At 65.7% G+C, this 14,608-nt stretch carries 17 protein-coding genes and 1 tRNA gene; 5 read left to right on the top strand and 13 right to left on the bottom strand.

Annotation, left to right across the window (positions count from 1 at the left end; all coding sequences use genetic code 11):
• Positions 1 to 7: 7 nt before the first annotated feature.
• Together obgE and K3M67_RS10600 are read right to left on the bottom strand one after the other, a co-directional pair.
• Positions 8 to 1,108, bottom strand: a complete 1,101-nt coding sequence (gene obgE, locus K3M67_RS10605) for a GTPase ObgE (RefSeq protein ID WP_066857828.1) — start codon at positions 1,106 to 1,108, stop codon at positions 8 to 10.
• A 30-nt stretch (positions 1,109 to 1,138) separates the two neighbouring features.
• Positions 1,139 to 1,756: a TetR/AcrR family transcriptional regulator gene (locus K3M67_RS10600; RefSeq protein ID WP_066857831.1), complete on the bottom strand. Its 618-nt coding sequence runs from the start codon at positions 1,754 to 1,756 to the stop codon at positions 1,139 to 1,141.
• A 54-nt stretch (positions 1,757 to 1,810) separates the two neighbouring features.
• Here K3M67_RS10600 and K3M67_RS10595 point away from each other — a divergent pair, with 54 nt between their 5' ends.
• Both K3M67_RS10595 and K3M67_RS10590 read left to right on the top strand, forming a co-directional pair.
• The gene (locus K3M67_RS10595) at positions 1,811 to 2,662 is read left to right on the top strand and encodes a metal-dependent hydrolase (protein ID WP_066857834.1); all 852 of its coding nucleotides are present in this window, start codon (positions 1,811 to 1,813) and stop codon (positions 2,660 to 2,662) included.
• Positions 2,663 to 2,774: 112 nt separating this feature from the next.
• The gene (locus tag K3M67_RS10590; RefSeq protein ID WP_066857837.1) at positions 2,775 to 3,311 is read left to right on the top strand and encodes a GNAT family N-acetyltransferase; all 537 of its coding nucleotides are present in this window, start codon (positions 2,775 to 2,777) and stop codon (positions 3,309 to 3,311) included.
• A 76-nt stretch (positions 3,312 to 3,387) separates the two neighbouring features.
• Here the strand turns inward: K3M67_RS10590 and K3M67_RS10585 are convergent, their stop codons facing one another.
• The 3 genes from K3M67_RS10585 to rplU form a co-directional block, all read right to left on the bottom strand.
• Positions 3,388 to 3,960 (bottom strand): GNAT family N-acetyltransferase, encoded by a 573-nt coding sequence (locus K3M67_RS10585; RefSeq protein ID WP_066857840.1) that lies wholly within the window; start codon positions 3,958 to 3,960, stop codon positions 3,388 to 3,390.
• A 273-nt stretch (positions 3,961 to 4,233) separates the two neighbouring features.
• Positions 4,234 to 4,503, bottom strand: coding sequence for a 50S ribosomal protein L27 (gene rpmA / locus K3M67_RS10580; RefSeq protein WP_009822431.1), 270 nt, complete (start codon positions 4,501 to 4,503; stop codon positions 4,234 to 4,236).
• A 32-nt stretch (positions 4,504 to 4,535) separates the two neighbouring features.
• Positions 4,536 to 4,835, bottom strand: a complete 300-nt coding sequence (gene rplU, locus K3M67_RS10575) for a 50S ribosomal protein L21 (protein WP_066857843.1) — start codon at positions 4,833 to 4,835, stop codon at positions 4,536 to 4,538.
• Between the two features lie 196 nt (positions 4,836 to 5,031).
• Between rplU and K3M67_RS10570 the strand changes: the two genes are divergently transcribed.
• From K3M67_RS10570 to ybaL, 3 genes are all read left to right on the top strand, one after another.
• Positions 5,032 to 5,418 carry a hypothetical protein gene (locus K3M67_RS10570; RefSeq protein ID WP_285831454.1) on the top strand — a complete coding sequence of 129 codons (387 nt, stop codon included), beginning with the start codon at positions 5,032 to 5,034 and terminating at the stop codon, positions 5,416 to 5,418.
• A gap of 54 nt (positions 5,419 to 5,472) precedes the next feature.
• Positions 5,473 to 5,598: a hypothetical protein gene (locus K3M67_RS10565; protein ID WP_269747226.1), complete on the top strand. Its 126-nt coding sequence runs from the start codon at positions 5,473 to 5,475 to the stop codon at positions 5,596 to 5,598.
• Positions 5,599 to 5,703: 105 nt separating this feature from the next.
• Positions 5,704 to 7,350 carry a YbaL family putative K(+) efflux transporter gene (gene ybaL, locus K3M67_RS10560; RefSeq protein WP_285831453.1) on the top strand — a complete coding sequence of 549 codons (1,647 nt, stop codon included), beginning with the start codon at positions 5,704 to 5,706 and terminating at the stop codon, positions 7,348 to 7,350.
• 4 nt (positions 7,351 to 7,354) lie between these two features.
• Here the strand turns inward: ybaL and K3M67_RS10555 are convergent, their stop codons facing one another.
• From K3M67_RS10555 to K3M67_RS10520, 8 genes are all read right to left on the bottom strand, one after another.
• On the bottom strand, positions 7,355 to 8,893 hold the full coding sequence (locus K3M67_RS10555; protein ID WP_285831452.1) for a cryptochrome/photolyase family protein: 1,539 nt from the start codon (positions 8,891 to 8,893) through the stop codon (positions 7,355 to 7,357).
• Positions 8,894 to 8,944: 51 nt separating this feature from the next.
• Positions 8,945 to 10,696, bottom strand: a complete 1,752-nt coding sequence (locus K3M67_RS10550) for a DEAD/DEAH box helicase (protein ID WP_066858087.1) — start codon at positions 10,694 to 10,696, stop codon at positions 8,945 to 8,947.
• A gap of 307 nt (positions 10,697 to 11,003) precedes the next feature.
• Positions 11,004 to 11,702: a 50S ribosomal protein L1 gene (gene rplA, locus K3M67_RS10545; protein WP_066857852.1), complete on the bottom strand. Its 699-nt coding sequence runs from the start codon at positions 11,700 to 11,702 to the stop codon at positions 11,004 to 11,006.
• Positions 11,703 to 11,706: 4 nt separating this feature from the next.
• Positions 11,707 to 12,138 (bottom strand): 50S ribosomal protein L11, encoded by a 432-nt coding sequence (rplK, locus tag K3M67_RS10540; RefSeq protein ID WP_066857855.1) that lies wholly within the window; start codon positions 12,136 to 12,138, stop codon positions 11,707 to 11,709.
• Positions 12,139 to 12,413: 275 nt separating this feature from the next.
• On the bottom strand, positions 12,414 to 12,950 hold the full coding sequence (nusG, locus tag K3M67_RS10535; protein WP_066857858.1) for a transcription termination/antitermination protein NusG: 537 nt from the start codon (positions 12,948 to 12,950) through the stop codon (positions 12,414 to 12,416).
• A gap of 115 nt (positions 12,951 to 13,065) precedes the next feature.
• Positions 13,066 to 13,272: a preprotein translocase subunit SecE gene (gene secE / locus K3M67_RS10530; RefSeq protein ID WP_285831451.1), complete on the bottom strand. Its 207-nt coding sequence runs from the start codon at positions 13,270 to 13,272 to the stop codon at positions 13,066 to 13,068.
• Positions 13,273 to 13,443: 171 nt separating this feature from the next.
• Positions 13,444 to 13,519 (bottom strand) — tRNA-Trp (locus K3M67_RS10525).
• Positions 13,520 to 13,582: 63 nt separating this feature from the next.
• Positions 13,583 to 14,500, bottom strand: a complete 918-nt coding sequence (locus K3M67_RS10520) for a YihY/virulence factor BrkB family protein (RefSeq protein WP_285831450.1) — start codon at positions 14,498 to 14,500, stop codon at positions 13,583 to 13,585.
• Positions 14,501 to 14,608: the final 108 nt, after the last annotated feature.

Raw genomic sequence — 14,608 nt, 5'->3', positions numbered from 1 at the left:
TTCGCGGTCAGATCGGCGACCAGGTGGCTTCGCCTTCCTCGCCGCCATCCTCATCCTCTTCATCCTCGGCGTCCTGATCCAGCATCGGCAGCACGGCGTCCATCAGCGCGCCGACGCCTTCGCCGGTCGCGCCGGAAATGATGAACACGTCCTCCACGCCCGCTTCCTCGCGCAGTTGTGCGGCGATGTCCTCCATCAGTTCCTTCCCCAGAAGGTCGCCCTTGTTGAGCGCCACGATCTGCGGCTTGTCTTCCAGTCCGCCGCCATAGGCGGCCAGTTCGTCGGTCACGATGCGGAAGGCGTCGACGGGATCGTCGCCGGTCGCGTCGATCAGGTGCAGCAGAACGCGGCAGCGCTCGATATGGCCCAGGAAGCGGTCGCCGATGCCCGCTCCCTCGGCGGCGCCCTCGATCAGGCCCGGAATGTCGGCCAGCACGAATTCGCGGTCGCGGTGCAGCACCACGCCCAGCTGCGGCTTGGTGGTGGTGAAGGCGTATGCGCCGACCTTCGCCTTGGTGTTCGTCACCTGGTTGATCAGCGTCGACTTGCCTGCATTGGGCATTCCGACCAGGCCGACATCGGCCAGCAGCTTGAGGCGCAGCCACACCCACATTTCCTGCCCCGGCCAGCCCGTGCCATGCTGGCGCGGCGCGCGGTTGGTGCTGGTCTTGTAGGACAGGTTGCCCCGGCCGCCGTCGCCGCCGCGCAGGAAGGTGACGCGCTGCCCGACCTCGGTGAAGTCGGCGAGCACTTCCTGCTCCTCGAAGTCGGGATAGCCGTCCTCGTCCTCGCTGCCCTCGATCGGCTGGGGATCGGACAGGATCTGGGTGCCGACCGGCACCTTGATGACCAGGTCGTTGCCGCCCGCGCCATAACGGTTCTTGCCCATGCCCGGCTGGCCGCGCTGCGCCTTGAAATGCTGGGTGTAGCGGAAATCGATCAGCGTGTTGAGGCCGGCCACGGCCTCGAAGATGATGTCGCCGCCCTTGCCGCCGTTGCCGCCGTCCGGGCCGCCATATTCGACATATTTTTCACGGCGAAAGCTGACCGCGCCGGGGCCGCCCCAGCCGGACTTGATATAGATTTTGGCTTGATCGAGAAAATGCATGGCGCGCCCATAACGCCTAATCGCGAAAAGTTAAACCTTGGCCTGCGCGGCAATCGTCGCGGCTTCCTGCATCAACGCGAATGTCAGGCTGCGGGTTGCGATCTCGCGGGCCTTTTCGCGCGGCAGGCAAAGCGCCCCTGCCATGGCGCCCCCCAGCTGCGAATCGCCCAGCGCCAGCAGCACCAGCATCAGCGTGTTCTCCCGGATCAGCTCGGCCATGTTCGGGCTGAGGGCGCTTGCCGCCAGCTTGTCGACCAGCCGGTGGATCGCGTCCACCACCGGGTCCAGCGCATCCTCATTGCCCGACGCGAGCATCCAGCTTGCCAGCGCGCCCGCGCCCTCGCGGTCGAACGCGTCGAATGTCATGTCGACGATGATGCGCGGCGCCAGTTCGCCGCGCCGCGCCGCATCCACCGCCTCGCCGATCTTGGTGGTGATGGTATCGGCCAGATGCGCGGCCAGCGCCTTCTGCAATCCCGCGGCCGATCCGAAATGATGCAGCAGGTTGGCGTGGGTCCGCCCGACCCGGCCGGCCACGGCCTTCAGCGTCACTGCCTGCGGCCCCGCCTCGATCAGCAGGTCGCGCGCCGCCTCGACGGCGACGAGGCGGCTTTCATCGGGGCTGAGGCGTGCGCGCTTTATTGACATCTATGTCAGTTGTCCATATTTACATCAGTGTAAGTAAGCAACGGAGGCGTCCCCATGACCCCGACCGAACTCACCATTACCCCGCGTGATCGCCGCTTCGGGCGGGATCGCGCCGCATCCCGACATTGGCTGAATGGCGATCCGATCGCCACGGCTTTCTTCAACGCCCTGTCGATCACCTTCCCGCGCGGCGAAGCCTATTTCATCGATAGCGTCCGAGCCTTCCGCGACGGCGTGCCGGACCGGCTGGCGGGCGAGATCGCCGCCTTCATCCGCCAGGAAGTCGTCCATAGCCGCGAGCATCTCGCCTTCAACCGGCAGGTGACGGATCATGGCTATGACGTGTCGCGCCTCGACGCCGACGTGACCCTGGTGCTGGACATGGCGAAGCGGCGTCCCCCGATCGACAGCCTGGCGGCGACCATGGCACTGGAGCATTTCACCGCCATCCTCGCCCATGAACTGCTGAGCGACCCGCGCCATCTGGACGGCGCCGACCCGGAGATCGCCGCGTTGTGGCGATGGCACGCCATCGAGGAGATCGAGCATAAGGGCGTCGCCTGCGATACCTGGATGCACGCCACGCGCGACTGGACGCGCTTCCGGCGCTGGTGGGTCAAGTCGCTGATGATGCTGGTCGTAACCAGGAATTTTCTCCATCATCGCGCCCGCGGGATGATGGAATTGCTGCGGCAGGACGGCATCACCGGACGGCGCGCCTGGGGCGGGCTGCTCCATTACGCGCTGGTGCGGCCGGGCATATTGCGTCGCGTGGCGCGTCCGTGGCTCGGCTATTTCCTGCCCGGCTTCCATCCCTGGCGGGTCGATGATCGCGCGTTGATCGCTCTGGCCGATACGCCCTATGCCGATGCGCGGCCGCCCGCCGCCTTGCCCTCGGTCGCCTGAAGGGCGATAGGCCTGCCTTGACGGCCGTCGCGCAGGATTTTTCTTGCGTCGGGCAGGGCAGGGCTTCGACAGGCCCGGCCCGAACGGATATAGTGGTCGCCGCGAGGATAAAGTGACGACTGACGCTCCGACATTGGAAACCATCCGCCTGATCCTCCGCCCGCATCGGGTGGAGGATTATGTCGCCTGCCGCAAATTATGGGGGGACGCCGACGTGGTGCGCCATATCGGCGGCGTGACGCAGGACGCGCAGGCGGTGTGGTTCCGCCTGCTGCGCTATGCCGGCATGTGGTCCATGCTGGGCTATGGCATGTGGGTGATCGAGGAGCGGGACAGCGGCGCTTTCCTGGGGGAGGCCGGCCTGCTCAGCGCCGAACGCGGCCTGCCCGAACTGGAAGGCGTGCCGGAGGCGGGCTGGGTGCTGGCGCCAGAGGCCTGGGGCCGGGGCATCGCCACTGAAGCGATGCACGCCGTTCTCGACTGGGCGGACGCCCATCTCGATGCGCCCTCGCTCCGCTGCATCATCGACCCGGACAATCTGGCGTCCATCAAGGTCGCGGAAAAGCTGGGTTTCCATGCGCTGGTCGATACGGAACTTGCGGGCAGGCCGACACGGGTGTTCGACCGCCCCAAACATCCTCCCCGCTAAGGGGATCGTCGCGACATATTGTCACGCCGTCCTTCCCGCGATGGCGGGAAGGACGATCATCGATAGGGTGTCGCGCTCAAGCCGCCACCGGCAACGCATCCCCATAGAGATCCATTGCGGGATCGGCGCTCATTCGCCCGCCTTCGCCTTCGTCGAACATCAGGCAATCGACCAGTGCGTCGCGGCCCAGGCTGTAGCGTTTCTCGATTCGTCCCGCGAAGTGGAAGCCCAGCTTGCGCAGGACGTTGCCCGACGCGGGATTGTCGATGAAATGCCCGGCCTTTATGTCGCGGATGCCGTTCGCCCGCGCCATGTCCAGCACCGCGCGCGCGGCCTCGGTCGCGAACCCCAGCCCCCAATAGGGGCGGGCGATCCAGTAACCCAGTTCGGGCGCGCCCTGCTCGTCCAGATGGACTCCGCATCCACCGACCAGGCGCGGCGCGCCCTGGGTGCGTGTGAAGGCGAGCAGTCGGGGCAGGCGCGGATGTTGCGGCAGCGCCAGGAAGGCTTCGGCGTCGTCCGGCCCATAGGGGCTGGGGACGCGCGTCAGGTTGCGCGCGACCGCCGGGTCGTTGATGGCCAGGGCCAGGGCCTGCGCGTCTTCCATCCAGCCGGGACGCAGCAGCAGGCGGGGGGTACGGGCGAACATTCTCGTCTCTCCTCTTCTGCGCGCCGTTAACCGCCAATGATGACGGCTTGACGACGACTTGCCTCTGGATGATTCCCCGCCCGCAGGACGCGCGAGAAGGCGTTGAGTTCCAAAGACTTGAGGGATTTTTGAGGGAGATTTCGCCCAACGGAAAAGGGGCGCCCCTCATAGGTGAGGAGCGCCCCTTGTTCCCTCGGACACCGGCATCAGACGGAAGGTCCGAACGCCGGGAGGATCGCCCCTATCGAAGGACGACCCGTCATCAGTCGTCCGTTATTCTGCCGCTTCGGCCATTGCGTCTACCGACACATATTTGCGGCCGAGCTTGCCGGTGTGGAATACCACCTTGCCTTCGCCGAGGGCGAAGAGGGTGTGATCCTTGCCCATGCCGACATTGCGACCCGGATACACGCGGGTGCCGCGCTGGCGAATGATGATGTTGCCGCCGATCACGTCCTGACCGCCGAACTTCTTGACGCCAAGGCGCTTCGACTCGGAATCGCGACCGTTGCGCGACGAACCGCCAGCTTTCTTATGTGCCATGACCTAAACTCCTCGAATCTTCAGCTAGTGGCTCAGGCGCCGATCGACACGATCTTCAGGATCGTGTGGTTCTGGCGGTGGCCGTTCTTGCGGCGATAATTGTGGCGGCGGCGCTTCTTGAAGACGATGACCTTCTCGCCCTTCGCCTGCGCGATGATTTCCGCCGCGACGGTCAGCTTGGCAGCGTCCTTCAGGTCGCCGCCTTCACCGGCCAGCAGGACGTCGTCCAGCGTGACCTTGTCGCCGGCTTCGCCAGCCAGCTTTTCAACGACGATCTTGTCTCCGGCGGCGACGCGATACTGCTTGCCGCCCGTGCGCACGATAGCGAACATGGCTTGTCTCTTCTCGTTCAAATCTGCTTTACGCAGATCTTCGAGGACAAATCCTGTCGACCCGCGCGGGAATGTGGCCCGTTAGTGGAATGACTCGCACCTGTCAACCGATGCGGGTCGGTTTCGGCACTGGTTTTCACGCCCGTCCGCCCCTATCTCCTGTGGAACCAAGGGATTTGGCGGCGAGATGCAGCATATGGGCAGGAAAAGGCGGAAGGGAAGGGGCGCGATCCCCCGCGCCGCAATTCTGGCCGCCCTGTGGACCCTCATCGCCGTCACGTTGCTGTCGGCTCTCGCGCCGCTCGGTCCGCCGCTCAGCCGCGCCACCGGCTCCGCTTTCAATCCCGCGACCAGCGACGTGGTGCTCAAGGCCCGCGCTCCATCCGCCGCGCAGGCGGTCCCGCCCATCCGCCCGGATGGCGACGGGTGGCCGCCGGTGGCGATCCTGGGACTGGCGATCATGGCGATCGTGGGCGTCTGGCGGTTTCTGCCCGCCTTGTCCGCCCCGCCGGCGGCCCCCCGCCTCCCGCGCCCGCCGCTCGTGCGCGCGCATCTTGCCAGGGCGCCGCCCGCCTCCTTCTGACGGATCGAACCCGCCCGTCACGCGCGGGCACCTGGTCGCAAGAGGAGTCATCCCATGCCTCGCAAGAGCCTGCGCCGCGGCCGTCGCTCTCGTCCGCCCTGGTGGTTCATGCCCCTCGTCATGGCGGGCCTTGGCGCCGCCGCTATGGCCCTCGCCGCGATGATGATCGTCGTCGACTGAAAAGCACGTCTCCATGACCGACGGAGGTCGGGAGAGCGCCGATATCCTGCTCATTTCCCGCCGGACGCACGCCCCAACGGCCGGCCACCGGATCGAAAGGCAAAAATGCCCCATCACACACCCCTGATCGGCACCATCGTCGCCGGTCTCGTCGTCGCCTTCATCATGGGCGCGATCGCCCATCGGCTGAAGCTCTCGCCGCTGGTCGGCTATCTCGTCGCCGGCATCATGGTCGGTCCCTTTACCCCCGGCTTCGTCGCCGATGCCGGCCTTGCCAATGAACTGGCCGAAATCGGCGTCATCCTGCTGATGTTCGGGGTCGGCCTCCATTTTTCCCTGAAAGACCTTCTGTCGGTGAAGGCCATCGCCGTTCCCGGCGCGCTGGTCCAGATCGCGGTCGCGACCCTGCTCGGCATGGGCCTTGCCCATCTGATGGGCTGGCCCGTCATGGGCGGCCTGGTATTCGGCCTTGCCCTGTCCGTCGCCAGCACTGTCGTCCTGCTGCGCGCCTTGCAGGGCGCCGACCTGGTCGAAACCCGGCGCGGACGCATCGCGGTCGGCTGGCTGATCGTCGAGGATCTGGTGATGGTCCTTGCGCTGGTGCTGCTCCCCGCGCTTGCCAGCGTGATGAACGGCGCCGAGGGAGCGGGTGCGTCCGCGCTCATCGGGCCGCTGCTCGGCACGTTGCTCAAGGTGGTGGGCTTTGTCGCGGTGATGCTGATCGTGGGCCGCCGCGTGATCCCCTGGGCGCTGCACTGGGTCGTCCATACCGGATCGCGCGAGCTGTTCCGCCTGGCGGTCCTCGCCATCGCGCTGGGCGTTGCCTTCGGCGCGGCGGCCGCCTTCGACGTGTCCTTCGCGCTCGGCGCCTTCTTCGCCGGCATGATCCTGGGCGAAACCCCCCTGAGCCGTCGCGCGACTGAAGAGACGCTGCCATTGCGCGACGCCTTCGCCGTGCTCTTCTTCGTGTCGGTCGGAATGCTCTTCAACCCGGCGATCGTGGTCGAGCAGCCCCTGCCGCTGCTCGCCACCATTCTCATCATCGTCATCGGCAAGTCGATCGCCGCCTGGGGGATCGTCCGCGCCTTCGGCCATCCCAACGTAACCGCGCTCACCATCGCGGCGAGCCTCGCCCAGATCGGCGAATTTTCCTTCATCCTGGCGTCGCTGGGCGCGGGGCTGGGGGTGTTGCCGGCGCAAGCCCGCGACCTGATCCTGGCCGGCGCGCTGGCGTCGATCTTCCTCAATCCCATCCTCTTCTCGATGATCGTGCGCAAGCACCAGCAGGAGGAGGAGGATGAGGGCGCGGACGCGGGCCAGCCCTCCGGTCGTCCGGCGCCGCCTGCCATCGGCCATGTCATCCTGGTCGGCTACGGCCGGGTGGGCAAGCTGATCGCCCGGCGCCTTGTCGAAACACATGTCCATTTCGTTGTCGTGGAAGGCGACGGGGATCGGGTGGACGAAGCCGAAGAGGCCGGCCTGTCGGTCGTGAAGGGCAACGCGCTGGAGGACAGGCATCTGCTCGCGGCGGGTATCCGCGAGGCGCGCCACCTGCTGATCGCGGTGCCCGAAGGCTATGAGGGCGGGGCCATCCACGATCATGCGCGCCGCCTGAACGCCGACCTTCAGGTCATCGCCCGCGCCCATAGCGACGCGGAGGTCGCCCATCTGGAGGCGCTGGGCGTTCCCCATGTGGTGATGGGTGAACGCGAACTGGCGGCCAGGATGCTCACTTTGTGCGGGGTGGCGTGACCATCTAGTCGAGCGTATCGAGGAAGCGCGCCGCCTGATCCCGCGTGGCGGCGCGGTCTTCCTGGGTCATCCGGTCCCAGTTGCGATAGGGCATGGCGAGCCGTGGATTGCGCGCGAGCATGCCCGCGTTGCGTGCCAGGAAATCCCAGTAAAGCGCGTTGAAGGGGCAGGCATCCTCGCCCACCCGGCGCTTCACATCATATCGGCACGCCCCGCAATAGTCCGACATGCGGTTGATATAGGCGCCGCCCGACGCATAGGGCTTCGACGCCAGCAGGCCGCCATCCGCAAACTGGCTCATGCCCAGCGTGTTGGGCAGCTCGACCCATTCATAGGCGTCGGCATAGACCTCCAGATACCAGATATGCACCTGGTGCGGGTCGACCCCGGCCAGCAATGCGAAATTGCCGGTGATCATCAGCCGCTGGATATGATGGGCATAGCCATGGTCGATGGTCTGGCCGATCGCCTGTGACAGGCAGTGCATGTCCGTCTCGCCGGTCCAGTAGAAGCCCGGCAGGTTGCGGGTCGCCCGCAGGGCATTGCGCTTGGCGTAGTCCGGCCCCTCAAGCCAATAGATGCCGCGCACATATTCGCGCCAGCCGATAATCTGCCGGATAAAGCCCTCTGCCGCGTTCAGGGGCACTTTGCCCGCCCGATAGCGCGCCTCCACCTCCCGGCAGAGTTCCAGCGGGTCGAGCAGCCCGGCGTTGAGGTAGGGCGACAGGATCGAATGCCACAGGAACGGCTCGTCGGTCAGCATCGCATCCTGATAGTCGCCGAACCGTGGCAGCCCTTCGTCCAGGAAGCGCTTTTGCTGTCGTATCGCCTCGTCCCGCGTCACCGCGAAATGGAAATGGTCGAGCCGGCCGATATGGTCGCCGAAGCGTACCGCCACCATGTCCAGCACCGCCTGTGTCACGGCGTCGGGTCGGAAGCGGATCGGCCGGGGCATCAGCAGGTCGCGTGCGGGCGGGGGCTTGCGGTTCTCCGCGTCATAATTCCATTGTCCGCCCTCCGGCGCGCCTTCCTCGGTCAGCAGCAGCCCGGTCTTGCGGCGCATGTCGCGATAGAAATATTCCATCCGCAACTGGCGCCGCGCCGCCGCCCATGTGTCGAACTCCGCATGGGAACAGAGGAAGCGATCATCCTCATGGATGGTCACGGGAATGGCGAAGCACTCTTCCCACGCTTCCAGCATGGCGCGCACCCGCCATTCGCCCGCCTCGGTCACATGGATGGCGTGGGGGCGGTGCCTTTCGATCGCACGGGCGACCTCGGCGGTGAAGCTGCCCCTGTTCGCGGGGTCGTCCAGCCGCACATAGTCGACCGTCCAGCCCAGCGCCCGCAGCGCCTCGGCATGATGACGCATGGCGGACAGGAGGAAGGCGATCTTCGCCTTGTGATGCCGCACGTAGGTGGTTTCGTCCGCCACCTCCATCATCAGCACGATGCTGTCCGCCTTGTCGGCATCGCGCAGCGCGGCGATGTCGGGTGTCAGCTGGTCGCCAAGGACCGGAATAAGAAGAGGGCCGTCGATCATCCCCACGGAATGATCGACGGCCCGCCTTTATCCTACATGCCCGAAGGGGAATCAGCGCGGCTTGCGCGGTCCGCCGGGGCCGCCCGGGCGCTTCGGTCCGCCCTTGAACGGACGGGGGGCATAGCCGCCCGGACCGCCCGGACGCGGGCCGCGATCATTGGGACGGGCGCCCTGGCGCTTATGCTCGCGCGCCTGTTCGCGCGGCGCGCCGTCGATGGCCTCGAACGCCACGTCGGCGCCTTCGTCATTCGCCTCGCCGGTGCGCTTGACCGACGCGATGAAGCGGCTCGCGATCGCCTTCGGGATTTCGAACATCGTCTCGTTGGTGGTGATGCGGATCGCGCCGATATCCTGGCGCGACACATGGCCGCGACGGCAGATCAGCGGCAGGATCCAGCGCGGATCGGCATTCTGGCGACGGCCGATGTCCATGCGGAACCACTGCGTGTCCTCAAATCCCGGACGCGGCCCTTCCTGGCGCACGGGCGCCTCGCTGCGGTCCAGCAGTTCCTCTGGGGCCGGCAGCGCAGCGCGGGCGCTCCTGACCAGCATGGCGGCGATTTCCTTGGCGCTCTTCTCGGCCAGCAGTTCGGCGCCCAGCGCCCAATCGGCCTCGTCCAGTTCCGCCTTCTCCATCAGGCTGGTGCGCAGCCGGGCATTGTCCTGCTCCAGAATCGCTTCCCTGCTCGGCGGGTTGCCCCATTCGACCGGGATCTTCGCGCCCCGCAGCATCGATTCGACGCGGCGGCGACGCGGATAGGGCACGATCAGCACGGCGGTGCCCTTCTTGCCCGCACGTCCGGTGCGGCCCGAACGGTGCTGCATCGTCTCGGCGTCGCGCGGCAACTCGACATGGACGACCAGCGACAGAGAGGGCAGATCGATGCCGCGTGCGGCGACGTCGGTCGCCACGCACACCCGTGCCCGCTTGTCGCGCAGCGCCTGCAACGCATGGTTGCGTTCATTCTGGCTATGCTCGCCCGACAGCGCCACGGCGGCAAAGCCGCGCTCGGTCAGGCTGCTGTGCAGATGCCGCACATTGTCGCGCGTGGCGCAGAACAGGATCGCCGTTTCCGCCTCATGATAGCGCAGCAGGTTGACCACCGCATTCTCGATGTCGGACGGGGCGACCGTCACCGCCTGATAGCTGATGTCGCCATGGCCGCGCTCTTCGCTCATGGTCGAAATGCGCAGCGCGTCGCGCTGGTAGCGCTTGGCCAGTGCCACGATCGGCTTGGGCATGGTGGCCGAGAAGAGGAGGGTGCGGCGGCTTTCCGGTGCGCCGTCGAGAATCTCCTCCAGATCCTCGCGGAAGCCCATGTCCAGCATCTCGTCGGCTTCATCGAGCACGACGGATCGCACGGCCGACAGGTCCAGCGCGCCGCGCTCCAGATGGTCGCGCAGGCGGCCCGGCGTACCGACGACGATATGGGTGCCGTGGCTCAGGTTGCGGCGTTCCTTGGCGGCGTCCATACCGCCCACGCAGGTCGCGATGCGCGCGCGCGCGGCACCGTACAGCCATTCCAGTTCGCGGCTGACCTGCAACGCCAGTTCGCGCGTCGGCGCGATCACCAGCGCCAGCGGCTTTTCCGGCATGGGGAGGCGGTCGGCGTCGCCCAGCAGTTCGCCCGCCATGGCGAGGCCGAAGGCGACGGTCTTGCCCGATCCGGTCTGCGCCGACACCAGCAGGTCGCGCCCATGCGCTTCTTCCTGCGTGACTTCGCTCTGGACGGGGGTCAGCGCCTCATAGCCCTTGGCGGTCAACGCCTGCGACAGGAGAGCGGGGAGAGTTTCAAATGCCATATTTTTGTTTTCCATCGGTAAAAGCGACCCGCCATTCCCGACGGATACGAAAGACCGTTCATGCTTCCGCACGGGAAGCCCGAAGGCAGGTCAGGCCTCCGGTTCCAAAATCCTCCCCTGCCAGGGGAGGGGGACCGCCCGCCTGGCGGGTGGTGAGGGGTGTCCCCCTGTCGAGAGAGGAGCACCCCTCCGTCAGCACTGCGTGCCGCCATCGCCCCCGAACAGGGGAGGATGATTCAAAAAACAGGAAGGCCTCCTTCCCACGTTCCCGAGGAAGGAGGCCTGCCTATCATCTATAGCGCAAAAATCAGATCGAGGCGACTTCCGCCACGTCGACCTTGACGCCCGGGCCCATCGAGGACGACAGGGCGATCTTGCGGACATATTTGCCCTTCGAACCCGACGGCTTCGCCTTGACGATCGCGTCAACGAAGGCATCGAAATTCTTGCGCAGGTCTTCGGCCGAGAAGCTCGCCTTGCCGAGGCCAGCATGGATGATGCCCGCCTTTTCGACGCGGAATTCGATCTGGCCGCCCTTGGCAGCCTTGACCGCTTCGGCGACGTTCGGGGTGACCGTGCCCAGCTTCGGGTTCGGCATCAGGCCCTTGGGACCAAGCACCTTGCCCAGGCGACCCACCAGACCCATCATGTCGGGGGTGGCGATCACGCGCTGGAAGTCGATGTTGCCGGCCTGGATCGATTCGAGCAGGTCTTCGGCACCCACGACGTCGGCGCCAGCGGCGGTCGCTGCATCAGCCTTGTCGCCACGGGCGAACACGGCGACGCGGACGTCCTTGCCGGTGCCGGCGGGCAGGGTGACGACGCCACGGACCATCTGGTCGGCGTGACGCGGATCGACGCCCAGGTTGATCGCGATTTCGACGCTTTCGTCGAACTTGGCGGTCGCGTGGGTCTTGATCAGGCCCAGCGCTTCGTTGACGCCGTGCAGCTTTTCCTTGTCAATGGCAGTGGCCAGGGCCTTCGCCTTCTTCGTCAGCTTTGCCATGGTCTTAGCCCTCCACCACTTCGAGGCCCATCGCGCGAGCGGAGCCTTCGATGATCTTCGTCGCCGCGTCGATGTCGTTCGCGTTCAGGTCGACCATCTTGGTCTGCGCGATTTCGGCGAGCTGGGCGCGGGTGATCTTGCCGGCGACGACCTTGCCCGGTTCCTTGGAACCCGACTTCAGGTTGACGGCCTTCTTGATCAGATAGGTGGCCGGCGGCTGCTTCGTCACGAAGGTGAAGGAGCGGTCCGCATAGACGGTGATGATGGTCGGCAGCGGGGTGCCCTTTTCCATCTTTTCCGTCGAGGCGTTGAACGCCTTGCAGAATTCCATGATGTTCACGCCGCGCTGACCCAGGGCAGGGCCGATCGGCGGCGAGGGGTTGGCGGCTCCGGCGGGCACCTGGAGCTTGATATAGCCCGTAATCTTCTTGGCCATGTTCACTCACTCTGTAGCTGGCGGATCTGCGAACATATCCGCCGGTTCAAGTTTAGCGGTCGAACGGCCTTCCGAAAAAGGCCTCCCGCACATGTCCGGCCACCTTGGGGGCAGCACGGAAGCGCGGGCCTATAGCGATGTTCCGGTCCAAAGGGAAGGGGGCTTGCGAAAAAGGAAGCTGAACCCCCGGCGCAGCCCCCGGTCGGTGAGAATTCCAGCAAAAAGGGCCGCCGGCCCGGTGGCTGGCGACCCTTTTGCAATCCGCGATGCGGCTCTTACTTCGACAGTTCGACCTGCTCGAAGTCCAGTTCGACCGGGGTGGCGCGACCGAAGATCGACACCGACACCTTGACCCGGTTCTTTTCGAAATCCAGTTCCTCGACCACGCCGTTGAAGCTGGCGAAGGGGCCGTCGAGCACCTTGACGCTGTCGCCGATCTCGTAATCGACATTGACCTTGTGCTTGGGGGCGGCTTCGGCTTCCTTCTGGGCGCCGAAATAGCGGGCGGCGTCGCTTTCGCTGATCGCCTGCGGCTTGCCGCTCGAACCCAGGAAACCCGTCACCTTGGGCGTGTTCTTCACCAGGTGGTAGATGTCGTCGTTCATGTTCAGCTTGGCGAGGACATAGCCGGGCATGAACTTGCGCTCGACCTGCACCTTCTTGCCGCGCTTCACTTCGGTCACGGTCTCGGTGGGCACCTCGACCTGCTCGACCAACTGGGAGAGGCCCATGCGCTCGGCTTCGGACAGGATCGATTCCTTGACCTTGTTCTCGAAGCCCGAATAGGCGTGGATGATGTACCAGCGCGCCATGTTACCGTTTCAAACTCCCACAGAGCGATTTCACTTGAGAAATCGCGCCAATCAAACTCGCGTCTGCGATTTCACTTGAGAAATCGCGGCAATCAAGAACCCAGGCCCGGCAATATCAGGCCCGACCGGCGGCGAGGCCCAGCAGCCACTGGACGATCGCGCCGAAGAACGTGTCGATGCCGAAGAAGAAGAGGCCCAGCAGCGTGGTCATGATGACGACCATAACGCCGGTCATGACCGTCTCGCGGCCGGTCGGCCAGACGATCTTGGATGCCTCGGTCTTCACCTGATTGACGAATTCGCCGGGAGAAACCTTCGCCATCGCCTGCCTTCTCAAACTTCGATACCAACGCCAATTCGCGAAGCAACAGTCCGCCCTCCCGATCCCGCCCTGTCTGGCGTCCGGGGGTGCGGCCGCTTGCTCCGCGACCAATTTCGCCTGCGGACTTAGCCGCGAACCCTTTGCAATTCAAGGGTTCGCGGCCAGTTCGCTTGGCAGGAGTGGAGGGACTCGAACCCACGGCATTCGGTTTTGGAGACCGACGCTCTACCAACTGAGCTACACTCCTGCACTGGCCCTAGCCAGCGAAGGAGGGCGCTTTAGCGTGGCAGGAAGGGGAGGGCAAGCGCCATTATGCGGCTTTTTGCATCGGCCCGGCCACCTGCGTGTCGGCGCTGGTCTGCCGCTCCGCCTCGGCGTTGATCTGCGCGCCCAGCAGCACGACATAGGAAGAGGCAAACAGCCAGAGTTGCAGCACCACCACGGCGCCCAGCGAACCGTAGGTTTCGTTGTAGTTGCCGAAGCGCGAGACATAGAAGGACACGCCCAGAGTCACCAGCAGCCAGCAGACCGTGGCCGTGGCCGATCCGACCGTCAGCCATTGCCACTGCGCCTTGCGCCGGTTCGGACCGAACCGGTATATGAGCGCGAAGATCAGGCTGGCGAGCAGGCCCGCGCAGACCCATGTCACCGCCTTGATCGCCAGGAGAACCCCCGATCCCCAGCCGGTGAGCAGCGTCTGGATCAGGCCAATGACCGTCGCGGTGACGACCCCCGACACGACGACCAGCACGGCCGAGAAAGTGATGCCGATCGACACGCGGTAGAAGGCGATGATCCCGCGTTCTTCCTTCCGCGCATAGACGATGTTGAGCGCCTCCATGATCGCCGAGGCGGCGCGGGTGGCGCCATAGAGGGCGAGGCTCAGCGCCAGCACCAGGCCGAGGCCGGTCGTGCCCTTGGCGGCCGATACGACGCCCATCAACTGGTCATTGATGATGGTCGCCGCATCGCGGGGCACCACGGTGACGATGGCGGCCATGTGCCGCTGCACCAGCGCGGGATCGCCGATCAGGCCATAGGTCAGCACCACCGCCGCCAGCAGCGGCGCGATCGACAGGAAGGCGTAATAGGCGACGCCCGCCGACAACAGCCCCAGATGATTGGCGGACGTGGCGATCCAGACGCGCTTCGATATCTCCCACCAGGCACGTGGCGGGATCTTCCACGGCGCATCGACATGCACCTGTTGCGCTATCCTTATGCTCATCATCGCCCCTTGCCGTTGATCGGGGCAAGCGCGCGAAGGGGAAGGCTGGTTCCATGCGGCAGCGGATGCCGCCCGCCGCCCGACATGACGAGCAGAAAAAAGGGGCGC

Origin of the sequence: Sphingobium sp. V4, from assembly GCF_029590555.1 — a bacterium.
Classification (GTDB): Bacteria; Pseudomonadota; Alphaproteobacteria; order Sphingomonadales; family Sphingomonadaceae; genus Sphingobium.
The sequence above is the reverse complement of the archived record's forward strand: the minus strand, read 5'-3'. Positions and strand labels throughout refer to the sequence as shown.

Bases quoted from the DNA above. Each gene is read 5' to 3' on its own strand.
- obgE (WP_066857828.1), bottom strand. From the start codon at position 1,108: ATGCATTTTCTCGATCAAGCCAAAATCTATATCAAGTCCGGCTGGGGC.
- K3M67_RS10600 (WP_066857831.1), bottom strand. From the start codon at position 1,756: ATGTCAATAAAGCGCGCACGCCTCAGCCCCGATGAAAGCCGCCTCGTC.
- K3M67_RS10595 (WP_066857834.1), top strand. From the start codon at position 1,811: ATGACCCCGACCGAACTCACCATTACCCCGCGTGATCGCCGCTTCGGG.
- K3M67_RS10585 (WP_066857840.1), bottom strand. From the start codon at position 3,960: ATGTTCGCCCGTACCCCCCGCCTGCTGCTGCGTCCCGGCTGGATGGAA.
- rpmA (WP_009822431.1), bottom strand. From the start codon at position 4,503: ATGGCACATAAGAAAGCTGGCGGTTCGTCGCGCAACGGTCGCGATTCC.
- rplU (WP_066857843.1), bottom strand. From the start codon at position 4,835: ATGTTCGCTATCGTGCGCACGGGCGGCAAGCAGTATCGCGTCGCCGCC.
- K3M67_RS10570 (WP_285831454.1), top strand. From the start codon at position 5,032: ATGGGCAGGAAAAGGCGGAAGGGAAGGGGCGCGATCCCCCGCGCCGCA.
- K3M67_RS10565 (WP_269747226.1), top strand. From the start codon at position 5,473: ATGCCTCGCAAGAGCCTGCGCCGCGGCCGTCGCTCTCGTCCGCCCTGG.
- ybaL (WP_285831453.1), top strand. From the start codon at position 5,704: ATGCCCCATCACACACCCCTGATCGGCACCATCGTCGCCGGTCTCGTC.
- K3M67_RS10555 (WP_285831452.1), bottom strand. From the start codon at position 8,893: ATGATCGACGGCCCTCTTCTTATTCCGGTCCTTGGCGACCAGCTGACA.
- K3M67_RS10550 (WP_066858087.1), bottom strand. From the start codon at position 10,696: ATGGCATTTGAAACTCTCCCCGCTCTCCTGTCGCAGGCGTTGACCGCC.
- rplA (WP_066857852.1), bottom strand. From the start codon at position 11,702: ATGGCAAAGCTGACGAAGAAGGCGAAGGCCCTGGCCACTGCCATTGAC.
- rplK (WP_066857855.1), bottom strand. From the start codon at position 12,138: ATGGCCAAGAAGATTACGGGCTATATCAAGCTCCAGGTGCCCGCCGGA.
- nusG (WP_066857858.1), bottom strand. From the start codon at position 12,950: ATGGCGCGCTGGTACATCATCCACGCCTATTCGGGCTTCGAGAACAAG.
- secE (WP_285831451.1), bottom strand. From the start codon at position 13,272: ATGGCGAAGGTTTCTCCCGGCGAATTCGTCAATCAGGTGAAGACCGAG.
- K3M67_RS10520 (WP_285831450.1), bottom strand. From the start codon at position 14,500: ATGAGCATAAGGATAGCGCAACAGGTGCATGTCGATGCGCCGTGGAAG.